This window comes from Bacillus sp. AK124, assembly GCF_053903085.1.
In genome coordinates, this window is sequence record NZ_CP096378.1 from 4,156,609 (window position 1) to 4,177,122 (window position 20,514).

General features: G+C 44.3%; 22 protein-coding genes and 1 pseudogene. 15 read left to right on the plus strand and 8 right to left on the minus strand.

Annotated features, from left to right (window positions below):
* The 12 genes from M1E06_RS20800 to M1E06_RS20855 all read left to right on the plus strand — a co-directional run bounded on the left by M1E06_RS20800 (position 1) and on the right by M1E06_RS20855 (position 13,201).
* Positions 1-3,093, plus strand: coding sequence for a type 2 lanthipeptide synthetase LanM family protein (locus M1E06_RS20800; RefSeq protein ID WP_020449895.1), 3,093 nt, complete (start codon positions 1-3; stop codon positions 3,091-3,093).
* Positions 3,087-5,237: a peptidase domain-containing ABC transporter gene (locus tag M1E06_RS20805; RefSeq protein ID WP_020449894.1), complete on the plus strand. Its 2,151-nt coding sequence runs from the start codon at positions 3,087-3,089 to the stop codon at positions 5,235-5,237. Before M1E06_RS20800 ends, M1E06_RS20805 begins: the two co-directional genes overlap by 7 nt.
* A 118-nt stretch (positions 5,238-5,355) precedes the next feature.
* The gene (locus tag M1E06_RS20810) at positions 5,356-5,658 is read left to right on the plus strand and encodes a hypothetical protein (protein ID WP_020449893.1); all 303 of its coding nucleotides are present in this window, start codon (positions 5,356-5,358) and stop codon (positions 5,656-5,658) included.
* A gap of 52 nt (positions 5,659-5,710) precedes the next feature.
* Positions 5,711-6,631 carry an ABC transporter ATP-binding protein gene (locus M1E06_RS20815; protein ID WP_020449892.1) on the plus strand — a complete coding sequence of 307 codons (921 nt, stop codon included), beginning with the start codon at positions 5,711-5,713 and terminating at the stop codon, positions 6,629-6,631.
* Entirely contained in the window at positions 6,628-7,335 is a 708-nt protein-coding gene (locus M1E06_RS20820) for an ABC transporter permease (protein ID WP_020449891.1), read from the plus strand. Before M1E06_RS20815 ends, M1E06_RS20820 begins: the two co-directional genes overlap by 4 nt.
* A gap of 1 nt (position 7,336) precedes the next feature.
* Positions 7,337-8,077 carry an ABC transporter permease gene (locus M1E06_RS20825; RefSeq protein ID WP_020449890.1) on the plus strand — a complete coding sequence of 247 codons (741 nt, stop codon included), beginning with the start codon at positions 7,337-7,339 and terminating at the stop codon, positions 8,075-8,077.
* 23 nt (positions 8,078-8,100) lie between these two features.
* Positions 8,101-8,334, plus strand: coding sequence for a helix-turn-helix transcriptional regulator (locus M1E06_RS20830; RefSeq protein WP_020449889.1), 234 nt, complete (start codon positions 8,101-8,103; stop codon positions 8,332-8,334).
* Positions 8,335-8,358: 24 nt separating this feature from the next.
* The gene (locus M1E06_RS20835) at positions 8,359-9,264 is read left to right on the plus strand and encodes an ABC transporter ATP-binding protein (RefSeq protein WP_020449888.1); all 906 of its coding nucleotides are present in this window, start codon (positions 8,359-8,361) and stop codon (positions 9,262-9,264) included.
* Positions 9,261-9,959, plus strand: coding sequence for a hypothetical protein (locus M1E06_RS20840; protein WP_020449887.1), 699 nt, complete (start codon positions 9,261-9,263; stop codon positions 9,957-9,959). The genes M1E06_RS20835 and M1E06_RS20840 overlap by 4 nt, the downstream gene beginning before the upstream one ends.
* Position 9,960: 1 nt before the next feature.
* Positions 9,961-10,719, plus strand: a complete 759-nt coding sequence (locus tag M1E06_RS20845) for an ABC transporter permease (RefSeq protein ID WP_020449886.1) — start codon at positions 9,961-9,963, stop codon at positions 10,717-10,719.
* A 79-nt stretch (positions 10,720-10,798) separates the two neighbouring features.
* A complete protein-coding gene (locus tag M1E06_RS20850) occupies positions 10,799-12,202 on the plus strand; it encodes a S8 family peptidase (RefSeq protein ID WP_033155051.1) in 1,404 nt (467 codons plus the stop codon).
* Between the two features lie 540 nt (positions 12,203-12,742).
* Positions 12,743-13,201 carry a DinB family protein gene (locus M1E06_RS20855; RefSeq protein ID WP_020449884.1) on the plus strand — a complete coding sequence of 153 codons (459 nt, stop codon included), beginning with the start codon at positions 12,743-12,745 and terminating at the stop codon, positions 13,199-13,201.
* Between the two features lie 48 nt (positions 13,202-13,249).
* Here the strand turns inward: M1E06_RS20855 and rpsI (M1E06_RS20860) are convergent.
* Positions 13,250-13,315: pseudogene (gene rpsI, locus M1E06_RS20860) on the minus strand (30S ribosomal protein S9); the annotation flags it as partial.
* 83 nt (positions 13,316-13,398) lie between these two features.
* On the minus strand, positions 13,399-13,551 hold the full coding sequence (locus M1E06_RS20865) for a phage holin family protein (RefSeq protein WP_223254888.1): 153 nt from the start codon (positions 13,549-13,551) through the stop codon (positions 13,399-13,401).
* 1,225 nt (positions 13,552-14,776) lie between these two features.
* Between M1E06_RS20865 and M1E06_RS20870 the strand changes: the two genes are divergently transcribed.
* From M1E06_RS20870 to M1E06_RS20880, 3 genes are all read left to right on the plus strand, one after another.
* Complete coding sequence (locus M1E06_RS20870; protein WP_020449883.1) at positions 14,777-15,400, plus strand: glycosyl hydrolase lipoprotein; 624 nt, start codon at positions 14,777-14,779, stop codon at positions 15,398-15,400.
* Between the two features lie 60 nt (positions 15,401-15,460).
* Entirely contained in the window at positions 15,461-15,823 is a 363-nt protein-coding gene (locus tag M1E06_RS20875) for a site-specific integrase (protein WP_250635916.1), read from the plus strand.
* A 100-nt stretch (positions 15,824-15,923) separates the two neighbouring features.
* Complete coding sequence (locus tag M1E06_RS20880; RefSeq protein WP_025810425.1) at positions 15,924-16,136, plus strand: tyrosine-type recombinase/integrase; 213 nt, start codon at positions 15,924-15,926, stop codon at positions 16,134-16,136.
* Between the two features lie 101 nt (positions 16,137-16,237).
* On the opposite strand, the gene rpsI (M1E06_RS20885) is transcribed toward M1E06_RS20880, so the two are convergent.
* The 6 genes from rpsI (M1E06_RS20885) to M1E06_RS20910 form a co-directional block, all read right to left on the minus strand.
* A complete protein-coding gene (gene rpsI, locus M1E06_RS20885; protein WP_023855904.1) occupies positions 16,238-16,630 on the minus strand; it encodes a 30S ribosomal protein S9 in 393 nt (130 codons plus the stop codon).
* Positions 16,631-16,650: 20 nt separating this feature from the next.
* The gene (rplM, locus tag M1E06_RS20890; RefSeq protein WP_003178393.1) at positions 16,651-17,088 is read right to left on the minus strand and encodes a 50S ribosomal protein L13; all 438 of its coding nucleotides are present in this window, start codon (positions 17,086-17,088) and stop codon (positions 16,651-16,653) included.
* 161 nt (positions 17,089-17,249) lie between these two features.
* On the minus strand, positions 17,250-17,993 hold the full coding sequence (truA, locus tag M1E06_RS20895) for a tRNA pseudouridine(38-40) synthase TruA (protein ID WP_025810423.1): 744 nt from the start codon (positions 17,991-17,993) through the stop codon (positions 17,250-17,252).
* A 10-nt stretch (positions 17,994-18,003) separates the two neighbouring features.
* The gene (locus M1E06_RS20900; protein WP_023855906.1) at positions 18,004-18,801 is read right to left on the minus strand and encodes an energy-coupling factor transporter transmembrane component T family protein; all 798 of its coding nucleotides are present in this window, start codon (positions 18,799-18,801) and stop codon (positions 18,004-18,006) included.
* Positions 18,798-19,667, minus strand: a complete 870-nt coding sequence (locus tag M1E06_RS20905; protein WP_020449878.1) for an energy-coupling factor ABC transporter ATP-binding protein — start codon at positions 19,665-19,667, stop codon at positions 18,798-18,800. Before M1E06_RS20905 ends, M1E06_RS20900 begins: the two co-directional genes overlap by 4 nt.
* A complete protein-coding gene (locus M1E06_RS20910; RefSeq protein ID WP_025810420.1) occupies positions 19,643-20,488 on the minus strand; it encodes an energy-coupling factor ABC transporter ATP-binding protein in 846 nt (281 codons plus the stop codon). The genes M1E06_RS20905 and M1E06_RS20910 overlap by 25 nt, the downstream gene beginning before the upstream one ends.
* Between the last annotated feature and the right edge of the window lie 26 nt (positions 20,489-20,514).

Sequence of the window (20,514 nt, forward strand, 5' to 3'; positions counted from 1 at the left end):
ATGACTGTTGCAAAAATGAAGGATATGTTCAGCCGTTCTGCTTATCTGAATGAACGAAAAATTACCGGCACAAAAACGCCAGCTGTTAATATAAAAGAGTTCAATAAGTGGAAAAGGGCTATACCCGAAGGAATGCTCGAGAAGCGGCTCAAAATGGACCGCTTGACTATAGAACAGCTGATGCAGTACATAGAAGAGAAGGATAATCCAGTTGTGGAGAAAGAATTGCCGTGGACTACGGTATTTGAAAAAGTGATGCATACATATAAATCAACTCCATTGGATTACACCAGCTTTCAAGCATTGGTTGATCCTTTCATCCAGTATGCGAAAAAGCGGCTTGCTGATGCACTCAGGCATATTAACACCAGCCTGGTAAACCTTGAAACCATAATCAAGTCGATTGCTAATACACTTTATGAACGGCTTCATTCAATGCTGATGAAATGTGTGATTCTCGAAGTCAACATCGCTAGAAAGGTCGGGATGCTCGAAGGAGAAACGGGTGAAGAACGATTTGAGCACTTTATGCGCCAACTCAATGAGGATCATGAACTCAGGATGGAATTCTTCGGAAACTATCCAGTCCTTTCGCGGTTGATGACTGAGAGCATGCAAAATACTCTGGACGTCACCGTGGAACTAATCCAACGTTTTGTGAAAGATCACGAGAGCATCAAATATCAATTTGGGAACCGTCTCCATCGATTAGAGAGACTGAAAATGGGCCTCGGTGATACACATCAAAACGGCAGAACTGTTGCTCTACTGGAATTTGAAACCGGCAACAAGCTAGTTTATAAACCACGACAGATTTTGATCGATAAAATTTTCGAAGCCTTGCTGTCTTGGCTGAACGGGAAAGGTTTGCAGTATCCTCTCCAATCAGCCAAAAGTTTGGATTGCCGAACCTACGGCTGGCAGGAGTTTGTCCCGTACGAAAAGTGCACACATGAAGATGAGGTGAGTCGCTTTTATTATAGGCAAGGAGCTTATACTGCGCTGTTCTACATCTTGGGCTCCTCCGATTTTCATGCAGAAAATATTATCGCGCACGGGGAATACCCAGTTCCGATAGATTTAGAGACGCTTTTCAGCCGAAATCTGGAAATGATGAAACAGCTCAGAGTCCAGAGCCGACTGGCACTTGAGCTAAACGATTCGGTCTACTCAACTTTGATGCTTCCACTCCCTTCTTTTGAGCATTCAATTATTGACTTTGACTTGAGCGCCCTAGGCGCAGGTCAAAACCAGGTATCAAAAAAAATAAAGAGCCTCCATCTTGAAGGCGAGGGAACCGATGAAATTAAGATGACCCGTGTTCCCGCAAAGTCGGGTGAGTACAAAAACAAACCGATGTTTAAAGGGAAAACAATGTCCGCCTTCGATTATTCGGCTGAATTGGAAACAGGTTTTTCAGACATGTACAAACTGTTTCTTCGCCATAAGGAAGAATTCATGAGTGTTGATGGCCCTTTGCAGCCTTATGGTAAAGCCCATGTCCGCCAGGTATTCAGGCCAACACACGTGTACATGGAATTCCTCCATAACAGCCTGCATCCCGATTATGTACAGAACGGGCTTGACCGAGTGCAAATGTTCGATATTCTGTGGCAAGTGACCAACCAAAGCTCAAAATTCGAGGAGCTAGTCAAGCATGAAACAAAGGATCTGCTAAGACATGACGTTCCGTATTTCTATTTTACACTAAACAGCCGTGATCTCTATAACAGCAATGGACACCTTATCTCCTCTTTCTTTTCTGAAACAGGGTTTGAATCTATTTTCAAAAGGATCAACAAACTTAGCAAAAGCGACTTAGAAAAACAAACACAATATTTAAGGTGGTCTCTCGCATCCATGCTGGGCGACGTATGGAAATTTCATCAGACCGTCCCAACCCTACCTAAAAGAAAAGGGAACCTTTCTCCTTCCTCTATCATTAAGGAAGCATTGGAGCTAGGCAGACAATTAAAAGACAGGGCTATTATCGAGGATAACCTTGAAGTGAACTGGCTTGGATTAAATTTAAATAAGGAAACAGGCGTTAACGTGTCGGTCAAGAGCTCTGATCTATATGATGGATTACTTGGCTATGCTCTCTTTTTGGCTTATTTAGCGAGGGAAACAAACAATTGTCAATACGAAAAACTAAGCCGTGGTGCGATCAAAACAGTTATTCGAAAAGCCGGCGACAAACCGCTCAACCCTTCCGTTTCGGCTTTCAGTGGAGAAGGCGCATTTTTGTATGGACTGGTTCACCTTGGACTACTATGGAATGACCGCGAACTGATCCGGCGGGCAAAGGAAAGGTTGCCTTCTTTACATGATATCATCCGTGATGAAAAAAACCCTGATTTCTCAGGAGGTCTGGCCGGTTTTATCGTGATGTCGCTTAATATCTATCAAGAAACGGGAGACAAAGACTATTTGGATATGGCTCAATTTGCAGGAGATAGACTCATGCAGCTGCTGACTGAAATCGATGAGGGGACCGGCCTTGCTCATGGAGCATCGGGATACGCCTGGGCACTCGGCTCACTTGGAAAAGTAACAGGGAAGAAAATCTATAAAGATAAAACTGAAAAATTACTTTTATATGAAAATACATTTTACGATCCAGCCACAGGCAATTGGGACTCGGCTGCAGCTTCCGAAAATCAGAAACGAAAAAGAGTTTACTGGTGTCACGGAGCGCCGGGCATTGCCCTATCCCGACTGATGCTGAAAAACACATCAAATTTAGAACTTATCGCAAAGGACCTCGACATATCTTTGAAAACGGTCATATGCGAAGGGGTAATAGAAAGCCACTGTCTTTGCCACGGAACTATGGGAAACGCGGACATCCTCCTAACAGCCTCCCAAGAGCTGAATGACGTAAAACTGGAAAAGAAAGCAAGGGATTTAGTTGATATTGTTCTTTCCCAGAAAAAGACGTACGGTTGGAGGTTTGGCTTAGATCCTAGAGCGGAGATGGATGGCTTCATGCTTGGCCGGACGGGGATTGGGTATAGCCTGTTGAGGTTCAAAAACCCCGAAATACCATCAGTTCTGGCTTTGGAGCTGCCAAAGGGAGGAGCCGTATGTTAAAGAAGAAAAAATTATTTCCAACTCGCAGGCGTGTTCCTTTCATTGAACAGATGCAGCAGACCGAATGCGCACTTTGTTGCATCGCAATGATTTCGTCCTATTACAAAAATGACTTATCCATGTACGAGGTTCGGGAGCGAATGGGAAACGGCCGTGATGGAACGACTTTGTTCCATCTTAAAAAGTTGGCGGAGCAGCTGAATTTCGACACGAAATCGTATAAAGCTGATAGCCGGCAACTGGGGACTCTCATACTGCCAGCAATCCTGTACTGGGAAAACAATCATTTCGTTATTCTCGAGAAGGTTGCACAACAAGCTTATACAATCGTTGATCCAGGTTCTGGAAGGAGGAAGCTGAAAGAGAAAGAATTCACGGAGAAATATTCGGGATACGTACTTACTTTATATCCCAACAAAAATTTTGAACGCCGGAGCAGAAAAAACGTCTGGGCATCCTTCTCTTATTTAGTGACGAATAGGCCAAAGATTTTCATTAGTATCCTGTTTCTCACATTCTTGCTACAGATGTTCACAGTAGCGATGCCAATCTTTATCCAATTTGTCATTGACAAGATTATTGTCCCCGACTATCGGGATCTACTGAATATATTCTTAGCCGGAATTGGTGGGCTGATCCTATTCAATACCCTATTTACGTTTTTACGGGGGAGAATTCTGATCACTCTTCATAATGCGCTTGATTATGAGATCCAAACTAGATTTTTCAGTCACCTTCTCAGGCTGCCGTACCAGTTCTTCCTTCTGCGTTCCTTCGGAGATTTGCTTTTTAGGGCGAACAGCATGAAGGTGATCCGCGACCAGCTGGCCAACCAGGTAGTAAAAGGTCTGCTGGATTCCGCTGTTTTGCTGGTCATCCTATTGTATATGTTCTTGCAATCGCCTCTAATGGTTTTTATAGTCGCTTTGATAGCATCTACCAATGTAATACTAATCGCCGTGAGCCAAAGATACCTCGCAGAGACGAATCAGATGGAGATTAAAGAGCATTCCGAAGTGCAAGGAGCGCAGACAGAAATGCTCTATGGAATATTTGGAGTAAAGACGTCCGGTGTGGAAAGCAAGATTTACAATAGATGGCTTCAGAGATTCAGGAATCTTCTTAGCGCTTATAGGAAGAAAGAAATTGTACTGAACCGCGTAAACACCGCAAGCAATACAATGCAGCTTATGGCTCCCCTGATCCTCTTATGGGTTGGAGCACACCAAGTGTTTGCAGGAAGTATCACGCTTGGGGTATTGGTAGCATTTCATGCCATTTCAAACCAATTTTTCATGTTGAGCGGCAATATCGTTCAAACGATCAATTCTTTTATCTTGACAACATCCTACCTAAAACGAGTTGAAGATGTCCTCGATGCACCTGGAGAAATGGAGGGAGACAAGATGAAAAAAACACTTGAAGGCAATATTCTGTTAAAGAATGTCACTTTCTCCTACTCTAAATACAGCGAAAATGTGATTCATAATGTTACACTCGATATCAAGAAAGGACAAAAAGTTGCTCTTATTGGACAGTCAGGATCAGGAAAAACGACACTCGCCAACATGATAATCGGGCTATTCGCACCGTCTTCGGGAGACATCTATTACGACGGCGTTAGCATGAAAGAGCTTGATCTGGGCCACCTGCGTCGGCAAATTGGTACCGTACCTCAAAATGTCATGCTGTTTAATAGAAGCATTTATGATAATATAATTCTCCATAATCCAGAGGCGTCTCCCGAAGAAGTAATCGAAGCCGCAAAGGCTGCCCAAATCCATGAAGAAATTATGAAGATGCCAATGCAGTATCATACAATGGTATCTGAGATGGGCATGAATATTTCTGGCGGGCAAAGGCAGCGAATCGCCCTCGCAAAGGCGCTTCTTGGAAAACCGTCGATTCTCGTCCTTGATGAGGCAACCAGCTCACTTGATCATTTAAATGAATCAAAGATTGACGAGTATCTCTCTGATATTAACTGCACAAGAATTGTGATTGCCCATAGACTTACGACAGTAATGAATTGTGACATGATTGTCGTTGTCGACAACGGAAGAATCATCGAATCGGGCACACACCATGAGTTGCTGAAAAAGTCCAGTTTCTACAGTGAATTCTATAAAGAAATGATTTCATAACACGCTCTTGGATCGTCAAGAAGCGTGTCTTTTTCTAAAATTCGTAAAGCACACTTTACAATAAGTGAAGTTTACTTTACAATTTAATTGAAATAACTAATTATGGAGGATGATTACCATGAATATCGAACAGATTGCGGTATACGGAAATAGTATTGGAGGAGTGGTGATCCTCGCCTGCCTGGCAATTATCTGGATAGTATCGAGGCGTATGGGCAGGGATGAACGGTCAGAAGCAATTTTCCTAAGAGTCTACTCATCTATGTTTTATGTGCTTGCAGCGCTTATCGCACTGAGTATTTTCTTCGGATTCGGCCATGACATCAGTGGACTAATGTATCAAAAAATAACGTCATTAATGTTTGCACTAAGCGTAATTTTCGGTACTATCTATCTGTTCATTTTGAAAAGAAAGTACTGATTCCACATTTGACGAATAAAACAAGGAAAAATGCGATCAAGGGGATGAAAAAATGGATGAACATCAATATATTCTGGAAACGAGACAATTAACCAAAACATACCGTAAAACAGATGTTGTGAAAAACGTGAATTTGTGCATTCAAGAGGGAGAAATTTATGGCTTCCTCGGTCCAAACGGTGCAGGAAAAACGACGACGATTCGCATGCTGCTCGGACTCATCAACCCGACAAAAGGCGAAACGAGAATCTTCGGGAAGGACTTGAAAAGCAATCGGCTTGACATTCTGCGAAACGTCGGTTCACTTGTGGAATCGCCGTCATATTATCCTCATCTCACAGGCGAGGAGAATCTGGAGGCAATCCGGAAGATACTGAATGTTCCGAAGTCTAATATTGACGATGTGCTTGAGATGGTCAGATTGACGAAAATGGCGGACAAGAAAGCGGGAGAATATTCGCTCGGCATGAAGCAGCGCTTAGGCATAGCTGCAGCGCTGCTCGGATATCCGAAACTCGTCATTCTCGATGAACCAACAAACGGATTGGATCCGGCGGGAATCCTTGAAATACGCGAGCTCATCCTCAGACTGCCGTCCGATTACGGCATTACCGTCATGATCTCCTCGCATTTGCTTTCTGAAATTGAACAAGTAGCCACCCAGGTAGGAATCATCGCCAACGGAGAAATGCTCTTTCAAGACGCGATCGGAGAGCTCCGTTCGAAGGCCGATACAAAGATTGTATTTTCGACAAGTGACACGGACGGGGCGTTAGACATTTTCTCGCGTGAGGGCGTAGAGGCGGTTAAAACACAGCGCGGCCTGATGATTGAGGACAGGACTGATATGGAAATTTCCCGGCTCGCCAGAAAACTCTTTGAAAATGAGATTGACATCTTCCGAATTTACGACGAATCGAAATCACTTGAAGATATCTTCCTCGACATGACTAAAGGGGGAGAAACACTGTGATCTCTGAATTGTTGAAATCTGAAATTCTGAAGATCAGAAAACTGACATGGGTAATCGTCATTTTCGGCCCACTCGGAGTCGTCGCGATGCAAGGGGCCAATTATGCGCTCCGCTTTGATTACCTCATGTCGCGGAACCCGGATAAATGGCTGTTCCTGCTTGAAAACATCCATGCCTACTGGCCGCCTTCCCTCCTTCTCGGAACAACGATGATCAACTCGCTGCTCGCGGGAATGGAACATCATGCAAATATGTGGAAGAAACTCTTTTCCCTCCCCGTTAAACAATGGAAAGTGTACCAGTCCAAGATTATCATCATTATCACCATGATGCTGATCTCGACAGCTATACTTCCTGCGGGCACATATGTGCTCGGCAGACTGCTTGGATTTTCGGAGACATTTCCGCTCGGGGATGCGTTGATGATGAGCTTTTATACATTATTTGCAGCACTACCTTTCGTTTTTTTACAGTTTTGGCTCTCGGTGAAATATTCCAATCAAGGAATCGCTTTGACAATCGGCATCGCAAGTGCAGTGTTTATCATGTATGCTCACGGACTGCCTGAGTGGATGCCATGGAAATGGCCATTGTTAATAGATGGTATAGGGCAAAGCACCCTCTCAGTCATAAAGGGATTGGCCGTGGGACTGCTCATCTATTTATTTGCCTTGTTATCCCTATCACGAAAGGATGTCGCATAGTATGTTCTATCAACTATTGAACTCCGAGTGGCTGAAACTAAAAAATTCAAAAATCTGGTTTATCGTGCTCGCCAGTCCAGCCCTTTCCGCTGTCATCGGTTTTTTCCCGCTCTTCAGCATTGGCTCGAGCAAATGGCTTGCACTGAGCACACAAATGATCCTTACGCACAGTGCGCTGTTTTTGCCATTGTTGACAGGTGTACTTGCCGCTCTACTGTGCAGTAACGAGCATGCCCACGGCGGATGGAAGCAGCTGTTGACCCTGCCGGTGAGCAGGGTTCAAGTGTACGCTGCCAAATATGTCATCATCATGATCTTGCTGCTATTCACGCAGCTGTTTTTCCTGATCGGCATCTGGTTTGTGGGAAGCGTTCAAGGATTCGGCTCTCCGTTCCCCTGGTACAGCCTGGTCATGAGCTGCCTTATGGGATGGCTGTCGTGCCTTCCGCTTGCCGCCCTTCAGTTTTGGCTTGCGACCTATTTTAAAAGCTTTGCCGGTCCAAGCACCGTCAATGTAATGCTGACATTGCCGGCTATCCTCATTGCCAACTCGGAGCTGTTGGGACCTCTTTATCCTTGGTCTCATCCAATGCTCAGCATGACACAGGCTTTTTCAGCTGCAATGGGCGGAGATGCTGGCTTTTTGGCGAATGAATCAGCTTTTTATCCGACGCTGATTGTCAGCTTCGTTGCATTCATCGGCGGCGGTGCTTTATATTTTCACAAAAAGGAATGGACATAGAAATTGATCAATGGGGGACAGGTATGAATGCAGAAAACAAACAGAAAAAAAAACTGACGAACCGGCTTCCGGAATGGCGGGCGCGCACCAAGATGACCCAGCAGCAATTAGCGGAACGGGCGGGTGTGAGCAGGCAAACAATCATCTCAATTGAAAAAATGAAATACACCCCTTCCCTCACGCTCGCATTTGAAATTGCACATGCGTTCGGCTGTTCGATCGATGATGTATTTGAATACAATAAAGAAGATGTGTAACGAAATAGAAAGGAGCGACGATTCTTGATCATCGAAACGAAAGGCGTGACGAAAACATACAACCGCATCGATGTCGTGAAAGATGCCGGTTTGCTGGTTCCGGAAGGAGAAGTATACGGATTCCTCGGACCTAATGGCTCAGGAAAAACAACGATGATGCGGATGTTGATGGGCTTGATCCGCCCCGATTCCGGTGAGATTCTTATGTTTGGAAATAGAATGCCTGATAACCGGATTTCAATTCTAGCCAAGACGGGCGCCCTGATTGAAAAGCCCTCCTACTATGAACATCTGGACGGACGCGATAATTTACGTATACTGGCCACCCTGCGCGGAATCTCAGACAACAGGGCTATCGACTGGGCGCTTGAAAGAGTCGGTCTGCACCGCGTCGGATCTAAAAAAGTAAAGTCATATTCACTCGGCATGAAGCAGCGGCTAGGCATTGCCAGCGCGATTCTTCACAACCCCAGGCTCCTGCTGCTCGATGAGCCGACAAACGGATTGGATCCTGAGGGAATCCATGAAATACGGGAGCTAATCCGCGAACTGCCGAAAAAAGAAGGTGCCACCGTTCTTGTATCGAGCCATCTTCTTGGAGAGGTCGAGCAAATGGCAAATCGGATAGGTGTCATTTACCATGGAAACCTTCTGTTTCAAGGAGAAATGGCGACATTGCTCTCCGATCAAAAATCTGGTTACATCATCCGCTCAACTGAAAGCGGAAAAATCATCGATATTCTGCACGAACATGGCTTAGAGACCCGCGTTGACCGGGCTGAGCAAGTGCAAGTTTCTGGAGCAGTAAAAGACAAAATAGAAGGCATTTTGATTGAAAATGAAATAACCGATTTTCATATAAACGAATCTCCAGGGACGCTGGAAGAAGCCTATCTACAGCTAATCCGTTCCTCCGAGGTGTCTGTATGAAAAGCGTTTTTGCAGCCGAGTGGCGGAAACAAAGGCCCGCAGCCCTCCTGCTGCCATTATGTTCCGGACCGCTCCTGATTTTTGCGGCCTGTTGGACAATGATGCTCTATTTGACAAAAAACGGGCGAACCGCGGAACAGGCCTTCCGCGTCCTTTATGAGCTTTGCACCTTGACTTGGAGCTATCTCATCATCTTTGTGGTGATGATGTTCACCTTGTTAGTGAGCGGGGTTGAGCACAAATCGGGAATGTGGCCCGTTCTCCTTTCCACTCCGCATGCAAAGTGGAAGCATTTTTTTGTAAAAGTTATTCTAGCCACCTTACTTGTCCAGCTATTCGGTTTGATCCTGTGGCTGCTGATGGGCGGACTAGGCTTCATATTCGGAGGGACATTCCCTGAACCATTGCTCTACACGGCATTTCTGTTTGCACTTCCTTTTGTTGTCTTTCAGACGTCTGCGACAGTCGTGGTTGAAAATCCGTATATTTCCGTCAGCATCGGGATGGCGGTTTTCCTCTTTCATGCTGTGCTGCCTTATTGGTGGCTCCCATGGGGTCCGCTTGCTGAACTGTTGCGGGCCGGAACACAGGCAAACAGCTTATTACCAGTTCTCATGCTGGTGTCGACACTGGGGTACGGTATGTTATCTTTACTGATTTTTTACCAAAAAACCTTTTCTTCCGGAGGTGAGTGAAATGGCAAGCTTTCAGCAGGCGTTTTCGGCAGAATGGATCAAAATTAGAAAAATGAAAATCTGGCTGATGATCATTATCCTAGTTGTCCTGCCTGTCATCTACGGATGGATTATTCATACAAAAATCATGATTGGAAAGTACGTTTACAATGAGGCGAATTCTTGGCAGATTCTTATGATGATGACCCAGATGTTTTATGGTACGGTCTTCTTTCCGATTATCATCTCCCTGATTACGGGCACAATGTCCAAATATGAAAAACAAGCAAACAATTGGGAGCATTTGCTGATGATTCCTGCAAAGGGAACAGTGTTCTTTTTAAGCAAGATGGCTTGGACCGTAATCATCATTCTGTCCGCACAATTGCTGATGTTCGGTTTGCAGATTGTCCTTGGCTATGCTTCTGGATATACGGACCAAATCCCAATAGGCACTTACTTATCGGCCGTAATCCTTGGAACGGCCGGGGCAACCAGTCTCGGAACGCTCCTGTTCTATTTTTATCTACGAATGAAATCCGCTCGGACGGCCCTGATGATCAGCATATTCTTAAGTTTTCCCTCCTTCTTAGCCTTTTCGAACAATACGGACTCGTTGATACCAGTCCTTTATCCATGGGCACTGCCGCTCTATGGGATGACAAATGTATATGCCGGCACCGACAGGCTGGCAGTATTTTTTATCGTCTGCGTCGCGATGACCGCGCTCTTCTCGCTGCTCAGCATTAAAAAGTTGAATAACAGAACCTTTTATTCATGATAGCCTGATACTAAAAGCCAATAAAAACTACTAACTTCTCGGCGAATTCAACATGTATGGTAGGCTGGGAGGAAAAATCATGAACATAAAACGAATTCACATATTATTATTGTGCCTGCTCGTCGTGATCATCTTTGCCCTGCCCGGGCAGGCTTCCGCTAATGACAGTCAACTTGATAGATATACGATTTACCTAGAGAGCCCAGCCCATCACGATGATTGGGTGAAGACACTTAATGAACGAAACATAAAACTTGTATACTCAGTCGAAGAAATCGGGCTTTATCAGATAGAAGGCAGACAAAAAGAGGTTCAAGAATTGGCGGCTGAAATAAACTATATAAACAGCCATAACCAATCTGTAGCCATGCAGCCTGCCTCACTGCATAACACTGCTCCGGCGGAGGCGACGATATTTGGGGGCACCCCTACTCTATGGGACGACTTCCAATGGGATATGAGAAAAGCGACTAATAATGGACAGACTTATCAAATCACCGAAGGAAGCAAAAACACAATCGTGGGTATCATTGATTCCGGAATTGACATGAACCATCCAGATTTGAAAGAAAACATCCTCTCCGTCCGAAACTTTGTGCCTAAAGGGGGACTGAGAGGACAGGAACCATATGAAAAGGGTGACATAAACGACAGCACAGATTACCTGGGACACGGAACATTTGTAGCCGGTCAAATTGCGGCAAATGGATTGATGAAAGGGATCGCTCCAGAAACAGGAATCAGATCTTACAGAGTATTCGGCGGGAAAAGCGCTGACACAGTCTGGATTATTGATGCGATCATCCAAGCGGCGATCGATGATGTCGATATTATCAACGTCAGCTTCGGTACATTTCTTGTAAAACAAAATCGGAAGAACAAACAAATGCCTGATACGAATGATCTGGCTGAAATTAAAGCTTTTAAAAAAGCAGTCTCATTTGCCCATAAAAAGGGCAGTGCCGTTGTAGCCTCAATTGGAAATGAAGGCCTTGACTTGAAAGACAAAAATGCCGTATTTGAATATTGGCGAAGTACCAAACAGGAGGACTTATCGGCAGACGGCAAAGTCATTTTGATTCCGGCCCAATTGCCGAATGTCGTCACCGTTTCCTCAATAGGTCCAAGCGGAATGAGATCCGTCTTTTCCAATTATGGAAAAAATGTCGTCGACATTGCAGCCGATGGAGGCGATCTCCGTCTTTTAAATGAAGTGGGCGAGGATCGATATTACGGAGAAGGACTGTTCAGGCAGGAATACATTCTCGGTGCAGCTCCCGGAGTAACCTATACATTCTCAATAGGCACTTCGATCGCGGCCCCAAAAGTATCCGGCGCTCTGGCCCTTCTGATTGATCAGAAACAATTGCATGACAAACCAGACAAGGCTGTTAAAATCCTGTTAAAAAATGCTGATCGGAACGCTGACAAAATAGACACCGGTGCGGGAGTATTAAATGTCTATCGAGCATTGACTGATTGAGTGTGCGAAACTAAAAAGTTTCCCCCTTCCCTTTGAAAAAGCAAAAGAACTCATTGGTTCTTTTGCTTTTTTTATAGCTGGACCATTATTTTAAGCCCGTTTTCACACATCATCCGGGGGGCTATACCCTCTCGCTGCCCTCCCTCTCCTCAACAGCCTCAATAAACGTTTACAGCTCCGCTAAGAGGTCAAAGGACCAAGGCACAATCAAAACATTTTCAGAAGGCTGAGAACCGTCTTTTAAAGGCTTTTCTATGTCTGCTTATCTTATACAATCGTCGTGGCCTCCAATCAAATGATTTGAGAGCATGTAACATGCTATATTTACGTTTTTAAAACTGAGGTGCACGGGTACGTTCTTATTCGCATCGCGAGTCAGAAGTAGAGCGCGTTTTAGAATTGAACGGTATTCCGGATCTGCTTCAAGTAAAAATGAAAAATAAACGCCGGAAAATTCAATTGATCAGTTTCCTTTTATGCAGTTTGAAGCCCGATTTTCAGGAGAAGGAAAAGTCCGAACAGATAAAGAGATGTGAGGCAATGAATGGATTGTTTCAATATAATTGGCAGGTTCGCAATGAAGGGTTTGAATGGTGCTTGCATCAGTTACAAGAGGAACTCGAAAAAAGGCATTCAGGCGGTATGGAAAGCATTTTGAAAAACTTGTTTCATATTGTCGATGTTGAGGTGAGCTGGATGTATGCCATTTTAGACAAGCCGGACTTCACTCCCGAGTTTTCCGACTACCCGTCGATTCAGCACATTATCAGGTTTTCTGAAGCGTATCGTCCCGAAGTTGAGAGCGTGGTTTTTCATTTTTCCAGCGCAGCCGAACAAAAGCCTGTCAAAACGTCTTGGTCAGAAGATACCTATACACAAAGTGACATTTTAAAGCATTTGATCGCCCATGAAATTCATCACATCGGACAAATATCCGTCTGGGCGCGGGAGATGAACCGTGTTCCGGTATCCGCTTCATATGTAGGACGGCAGCAATAAAAAAGACCCCCAAGACAAAAGTCTTGAGAGCCTTTGAAACGCCAGAAATTAACGTTTTGAGAACTGAGGTGCACGGCGTGCGCCTTTAAGTCCGTATTTTTTACGTTCTTTCATGTCCCGAAAATCCACCGAAATTCGCCATAACCCCAACGATCACAAAAATAAACACTTTACGAGTAATGCCGATATATCCGACTTTACTTTTCTCCGTTTATTCCGGCAGCCATCAGACCGCTTGCATAATCAATCACAAGTACAGACAAAATAGTAAGCAGCACGCTCCAACCTCCAAAAAGAAATCCGGCAATTTCACCCGCAACAGCAATGACACCTTTATAAAATGTATCCATTGTATGGACTCCTTTATACAAAATAAAAAAGCCGCTTATCTCGCCGCTTCTGCTCTTTTTTCGTGATATTCTTTATTTACTTCGATTTGATTCATTTCTATCACTTCATCTTCCGCCTGTGAATTTCCGATCCGCTCTTCTTGAAGCTCTTTTTTGAGCTTTTCGTTTTCCTGTTCTAAGTTCTGACTGATCTGTCTTTCTCTTTGGAGAAAGGCTTTACAATCAGCTATTCAAGATATGTTTTATCAAGATGGTATTTCATGCTTCCGGTTTCCGCGTCTTTCACGATGAACAATTCATACAAGATCGGGAATTCATCGTCTCTATTTAAACTGATAGAAACGGCGTCAAAATGATGTTTTGTGTCACCGTCGATCAGGAAAATTCGCTTATAATGATCCCCGTATCGGTTTCGGTGATTTCGACCCCGTCCATATATTTGTGATAGGAATAACCTTTATAATCGATAGCCATTTTAAAACCTCACTTTTTTTACGGTACTTCGTAAAACATACAGACTAGCACTCGCATAATCTTATCGCTGCCCCCTGTTAATGTTCCAGTTCCTCGCACATACACTTAAATCCTGTGCTAGACATGGCCTCAACGCCTGCCGTACAAGCATTAGAATAGCCCCCGTATGGTTGGGCGAAAACAGCAAAAATATTTTCAGCTTTTTTGGCGTTTTCATCTTGAAAAAAGTATTGCGTGGAACCGTAGGCGGCAGAATCCGAGCCTAGATGAACATCTACATAATCAGCGGAATCATTCGGTTATACTGTAATCCGCCATATATCTCTGTAAGTTCTTGCTTGCTCGTATTGGCTTGAGGTATCTCTTCCGCCTAACATAGTTTTAGCAGGCAAGTGAACAGTTGATCCTAGCGAAACCCTTTCGCCACTGCTGATCGATATAACTCCTGTTGAATCGATCCAAGTGTGCCCCGTTGTATCCATTTCGAAATGACTGCCGTTTTTTACTATAAATTCCCCTTTTGGATTATCTAATGCAAAAACATTCCTTGCCACCCTTGATGGAGAATTTACACAGGAGATTTAGATGCTGCTCTTGAAATCATGACGGCGCAACTGAAAGAAGGCGGGAAAAAGAAATCTGATTAATCACAGACGTAACTTTTTACAAAATTGGTATTGTTCCGTTGAATTTGCGGGAGTTTTGTCCTATGATAAAAGATATACCATATAAATGAACTGGGGGGCTTTACTTGAAGAAATTTTTAATTTTATCCCTTGCGCTCTGTTTAGGGATTATTTTAGGGGCGTGCGGTTCTAAAGACACCGCAAAAAAAGATGATACCAAAAAAGAATCATCAGCAAGCGAAAATAAAGACACTGACAACAAAAAAGAAGATGTACAGGAAGACGAAAACCTCAAAGGGAAAAATGTCTATACTAATAAAAAACTAAATATAAACGGAACTACAGGTCCTATTAAATACGAAATCAAAGCTGTACAATTGAAAGAAATGGAGCCAAAAAACGAAGAAACTGCTGATCTGCTCGGTGTCAAAGTAGGTGAGAAAGTGAATGCTGTCACAATTGAACTATCTGGCGAAAACACATCAGAAAAAGATGTTAACTTCTATTTAGGACAAGCCACAATCGTCACAAACACTAAAGAGCAGCTGGAACCTGAAATGTTATTGTCTGAACACATCGAGGGTGAATACTTAGGCAAAGTTAAAAACGAGGGGCATAATGTATATATCTTAAAAAAGTCATCTGTTAAGGATTTGAAATCCATTGAACTGCGTGTTGATGCTCCAACAGATAACAATTTCGAGCCTCTTGGAAAAGACATCAAGCACACAATCGAAGTCAATAATTAAGAAATGCCCTTTTTAGGGCTTTTCTTTAACACCAAAAACAGAACAAACGTTCTTTTCAACTTGTGCAATTTACTAATTGAGCATAGGAGGCGTTCATATTGGTTTTTACCGCAGGAAGAAGAGAAACGGAACTTTTGGGAAAAGGACGAAATCAAAACCTTTCTCGAAAAAGCGCATTCGCAACTTGAACAACAAGATTATGTTATGTTTTATGTTCTTATTTTTACCGGTATGCGTAAAGGGGAACTTCTTGCCTTGGAATGGAGGGACGTTGACTTAAAAGAGAAAACAATAAACATCAAACAAACAATGTTTTTTGAAGACGGTAAAGAAGTCATCCAAACAACAAAAAAATATCATTCTAAGCGAATTATTACGATTGATTATCATACGGCCCAAATACTTACAAAATGGCGTACGTAGCAAAAAGAAATACTCTTATCTAATGGGATCACCTCAGAAGCTAAATACGCGCTTATACGGGGCGATATGCGCCCTCTAAGGCTTTTCCCTCTTAAACCGTATGATCGCTAAAAATAAGCTTCACAGAATCACGATTCACGGTTTTAGACATTCTCACGCATCGATCCTTTTTGAAGCAGGCGCATCCATTAAAGAAGTACAAGCCCGTTTAGGTCACAAAGAAATTCAAACGACTATGAACATCTATACACATGTCACGAAAACCGCAAAAGAAAAAACGGCCGAAACATTTAAAAAGTACATGGAATTATGAGAAATTCATTTAAACGTGGTCAAAATGTGGTCAAAAATCATTTTAAAGCAAAAAACAAGCCCTCTTCCGAGTAACCGGATGAGGGCTTGAACGTTGGTATATTAACGTTTTGAGAACTGAGGTGCACGGCGTGCGCCTTTAAGTCCGTATTTTTTACGTTCTTTCATACGTGCGTCACGAGTCAGTAGACCGGCACGTTTTAGAGTTGAACGGTATTCCGGATCTGCTTCAAGCAAAGCGCGGGCGATACCGTGACGGATTGCTCCGGATTGACCGGATAAGCCGCCTCCATGAACGTTTACTAAAACGTCATAAGTACCAGCTGTTTCAGTCAAATTTAATGGTTGTTTGATATCTTCGATTAGAGCTGCAGATGGGATGTGCTCGCTGATTTCACGATTATTCACGATGATACGGCCTTCTCCTGGAACTAAACGCACACGCGCTACAGAGCTTTTACGACGGCCAGTACCGTAATATTGAACCTGTGCCAAATTGGTAACCTCCTTTTTAATTAACCGCGAAGTTCGTAAACTTCAGGTTTTTGTGCTTGGTGTGGATGCTCAGAACCACGGTATACGTTCAATTTTTTGAACATTTGACGACCTAGAGAACCTTTTGGAAGCATGCCTTTGATCGCAAGTTCAAGCATTTTCTCAGGGTAGTTTGTACGCATTTCAAGAGCAGTTCTTGATTTTAAACCGCCTGGATGTTGAGTGTGACGGTAGTAGATTTTGTCCGTTAACTTTTTACCAGTTAACTCGATTTTTTCAGCGTTGATGATGATCACATGATCTCCAGTGTCAACGTGTGGTGTGTAAGTTGGTTTATGTTTTCCGCGAAGGATAGATGCAACTTCTGTAGAAAGACGTCCTAGCGTCTTGCCAGCAGCATCAACAACTAACCACTTGCGTTCAATATTACTTGCGTTAGCCATAGGTGTTGTACGCATTAAATTTCCCTCCTAAATAAATCTGCCATTTTCAATAAACTTCAATTACGTTCTATTTCAAAACACAATAAGTTTCCGGGGCTTATCGTGGGGTTGAAATACATACCATATGATATCTTATAACTTTCTGTACTCTCTGTCAAGAAAATGTTACACCTGGTTTAGTTGTCATAGATAACACGCCATAAATACAAGCCGTGCGCCGGTGCAGTGCGCCCTGCGGCATCGCGGCTTCTGGCAAGAATCATCTTTTCAATGTCTCCAGGGGAAAATTTTCCGGTTCCTACATCAAGAAGCGTGCCGGCAATGATTCTAACCATGTTATACAAAAATCCGCTGCCCACAATCCTCATCTGCAGTCCGTCCCCTGTGTCAGACCATTCGAGTTCATAGACCGTTCTAACTTTGTCCTTCACTTCGGTTTTGGTTGCACAAAAGCTTGTGAAATCATGGGTTCCAACCAGAAAGCGGGAGGCTTCTTGGACTTTTTCCATATCAAGGTCATACGGAACATGGTATGCATAGTGGCGTTTAAAAACGTCCGGATGTCTGCCCCTGTAAATCATATACCGGTATTCTTTTCTTTTTGCAGAAAACCTCGCATGAAATTGATCATCCACAGCTTCCGCATTGTGGACCGATATATCATCAGGCAGCAGGGCATTCAAAGCATACGGCCATTTCGCCTCAGGGATGGATAGCGGACTGTCAAAATGAATCGTCTGTCCGACCGCGTGAACGCCGCTGTCGGTGCGCCCGGATGAAACGACAGGAATACGCTCCTTCGCTTTATGGAGCGTTTGCAGCGCTTTTTCAAGCTCATCCTGCACCGTTCTTTGACCAGGCTGCACTTGGTAGCCGTAAAAAAGGTGTCCGTCATATGAAATCGTACACTTCATTCTCATCGTCTATCACCTAAGTCCGCAATAAAATTAGCAATACGCCAAGACCAGCTAAAATGAGGAGCACGGAAGTATCCTTCCATTTCCACGTCAGCTGCCTGTATTTTGTACGGCCTTCCCCTCCCCTGTATCCTCGCGCCTCCATCGCAGTTGCAAGCTCTTCGGCTCTTTTAAAGGCACTGACAAACAGCGGAACAAGAAGAGGAACGATCGCTTTGACACGTTCTTTGACCGGGCCGTTCGTAAAATCAACGCCTCTTGCCATTTGCGCTTTCATGATCTTATCCGTCTCTTCGAGCAGAGTCGGTATAAATCTGAGGGAGATGGACATCATGAGAGCGAGTTCATGAACGGGAAGCTTTAATTTTTTAAACGGACCGAGCAAATGCTCCAAACCATCGGTCACTTCGATTGGAGTCGTCGTCAATGTTAAAATCGTTGTGATCATGATGAGGTAAACAAAGCGCAGCGAAATAAAAATCCCTTGAACAAGCCCCTGCTCATAAATTTTAAACAAGCCGAGATCGGCGAGAAGCGGCCCTTCCCTTGTCATAAAAATATGAAGAAGAAACGTAAACAGCACAATCCAGAACACGGGCTTCATCCCTTTTAAAAGGAATCGCACCGGAACGCCCGACAAAGCTGCGGCTGCGACCGTAAACAGGCCGAGCAGTGCATATGTTTCCGTATTATTCGCGAAAAAAACGATAAAGACAAAAAGGAAAATGGTTAACAGCTTTGTACGCGGATCAAGCCGGTGAATGATCGATGTCCCGGGTACATATTTGCCGATAATGATATTGTCCATCATAGGGCATTTTCCTCCTGAAAAAGAGCTTTAATTTCGGAGGCTGCTTCTTCAATCGTCAAGATCGGCGCTTTGAACGTAATGCCCAGCGTTTCTTCAAGACGTTTTTGGAATTTAATCGTTTCCGGCAAATCAAGCCCAAAGGCAGCGATATCGTCTTTCCTTGAAAAAAGCTCCCGCGGCGTCCCTTTTGCTTTGACCGTGCCTTTATGCATCACAATCAGTTCATCTGCATACGCCGCCGCATCTTCCATACTGTGGGTGACGAGAATCGTCGTCAGATTCCTCTGCTTATGGAGGCTGTAGAACATGTCCATGATCTCTTTGCGGCCTCTTGGGTCGAGCCCTGCCGTCGGTTCATCGAGGACGAGAACCTCCGGCTCCATCGCCAGCACTCCCGCAATGGCCACGCGGCGCATTTGCCCGCCGCTTAGTTCAAACGGGGACCTGTCGGACAGCTCCTCATCCAAACCTACAAGCTTCAGCATTTCCCTCGCCTTTTCTTCCGCCTTCTCCCGGCTCATGCCGAAATTGATCGGGCCGAATGAAATGTCCTTTAAAATTGTTTCTTCAAACAGCTGATGTTCAGGAAACTGAAAGACAATCCCGACCTTTTTCCGCAAAGCTTTTAAGTGTTTATTCTTTTTGCCTGCTTCAAGAACGTCCCCGCCGAGGCGTATCTGTCCTTTTGTCGGTTTTAAAAGCCCGTTCAGGTGCTGAAGCAACGTCGATTTTCCCGATCCTGTATGGCCGATCACTGCGACATAGCTTCCTTCTTTAATCACGGCGTTGACATCATAGATCGCAAGGCGTTCAAAAGGCGTTTTCATTTGGTATCGGTGCTCTACATCTTTGATTTCAATGTCCATAGCTCATTCACCAATCCTTCTTGTGTCAGATGATCGCCTTTCAAAGCCAGACCGCTTTCCTTCAGCATTTGGCTGAGCTGAAAAGAAAAAGGCAAATCAAGCCCGATTTTTATCAGGTCTTGATTCAGACGAAAGACTTCCTGCGGTGTGCCTTCGGCAAATTTTCTTCCGCCGTTCATGACGATGATCCGGTCGGCCTTAGCAGCTTCGTTTAAGTCATGTGTAATCGAAATGACCGTAACCATTCCCTGGTCTTTCAGCCTTCTGACCGTATCCAGCACTTCTTCCCGTCCCATCGGGTCGAGCATGGAAGTCGCCTCGTCGAGAATCATGATGTCAGGACGGGCGGCAAGCACTCCCGCAATCGCAACACGCTGCTTTTGCCCTCCAGAGAGATGGTGCGGCTCTTGATCGAGAAATTCTTGCATGTTCACCTGTTGAACGGCCCAATCCACCCTTTCCACCATGTCTTCTCTTGGAACTCCGTTGTTTTCTAAACCAAAAGCCACATCATCGCGAACGGTTGTCCCGACAAATTGGTTATCCGGATTTTGAAACACCATGCCGATTTTTTTTCGGACATCCCAGACCGTCTCTTCCGTCAGCTGAATACCGCCGACTTCAATCGATCCTTCGTCAGGCAGGATCAGTCCGTTTAAAGCACGGGCGAGCGTCGACTTCCCTGAGCCGTTGTGACCTACGATCGCAAGCCATTCTCCTTTCGACACTTGGAAAGATACATGATCAAGCGCAGGCCTGTCCGCATCTTTCTGGTAGCGAAACGTGATATCCTCTGCAGCTATTAATCGATCTTGATTCATTTGCCCGTCCGGCCTCCTCTCCTCTA

Bases quoted from the DNA above. Each gene is read 5' to 3' on its own strand.
- M1E06_RS20800 (WP_020449895.1), top strand. From the start codon at position 1: ATGACTGTTGCAAAAATGAAGGATATGTTCAGCCGTTCTGCTTATCTG.
- M1E06_RS20805 (WP_020449894.1), top strand. From the start codon at position 3,087: ATGTTAAAGAAGAAAAAATTATTTCCAACTCGCAGGCGTGTTCCTTTC.
- M1E06_RS20810 (WP_020449893.1), top strand. From the start codon at position 5,356: ATGAATATCGAACAGATTGCGGTATACGGAAATAGTATTGGAGGAGTG.
- M1E06_RS20815 (WP_020449892.1), top strand. From the start codon at position 5,711: ATGGATGAACATCAATATATTCTGGAAACGAGACAATTAACCAAAACA.
- M1E06_RS20825 (WP_020449890.1), top strand. From the start codon at position 7,337: ATGTTCTATCAACTATTGAACTCCGAGTGGCTGAAACTAAAAAATTCA.
- M1E06_RS20830 (WP_020449889.1), top strand. From the start codon at position 8,101: ATGAATGCAGAAAACAAACAGAAAAAAAAACTGACGAACCGGCTTCCG.
- M1E06_RS20840 (WP_020449887.1), top strand. From the start codon at position 9,261: ATGAAAAGCGTTTTTGCAGCCGAGTGGCGGAAACAAAGGCCCGCAGCC.
- M1E06_RS20845 (WP_020449886.1), top strand. From the start codon at position 9,961: ATGGCAAGCTTTCAGCAGGCGTTTTCGGCAGAATGGATCAAAATTAGA.
- M1E06_RS20850 (WP_033155051.1), top strand. From the start codon at position 10,799: ATGAACATAAAACGAATTCACATATTATTATTGTGCCTGCTCGTCGTG.
- M1E06_RS20855 (WP_020449884.1), top strand. From the start codon at position 12,743: ATGAATGGATTGTTTCAATATAATTGGCAGGTTCGCAATGAAGGGTTT.
- M1E06_RS20865 (WP_223254888.1), bottom strand. From the start codon at position 13,551: ATGGATACATTTTATAAAGGTGTCATTGCTGTTGCGGGTGAAATTGCC.
- M1E06_RS20880 (WP_025810425.1), top strand. From the start codon at position 15,924: ATGATCGCTAAAAATAAGCTTCACAGAATCACGATTCACGGTTTTAGA.
- rplM (WP_003178393.1), bottom strand. From the start codon at position 17,088: ATGCGTACAACACCTATGGCTAACGCAAGTAATATTGAACGCAAGTGG.
- truA (WP_025810423.1), bottom strand. From the start codon at position 17,993: ATGAGAATGAAGTGTACGATTTCATATGACGGACACCTTTTTTACGGC.
- M1E06_RS20900 (WP_023855906.1), bottom strand. From the start codon at position 18,801: ATGATGGACAATATCATTATCGGCAAATATGTACCCGGGACATCGATC.
- M1E06_RS20905 (WP_020449878.1), bottom strand. From the start codon at position 19,667: ATGGACATTGAAATCAAAGATGTAGAGCACCGATACCAAATGAAAACG.
- M1E06_RS20910 (WP_025810420.1), bottom strand. From the start codon at position 20,488: ATGAATCAAGATCGATTAATAGCTGCAGAGGATATCACGTTTCGCTAC.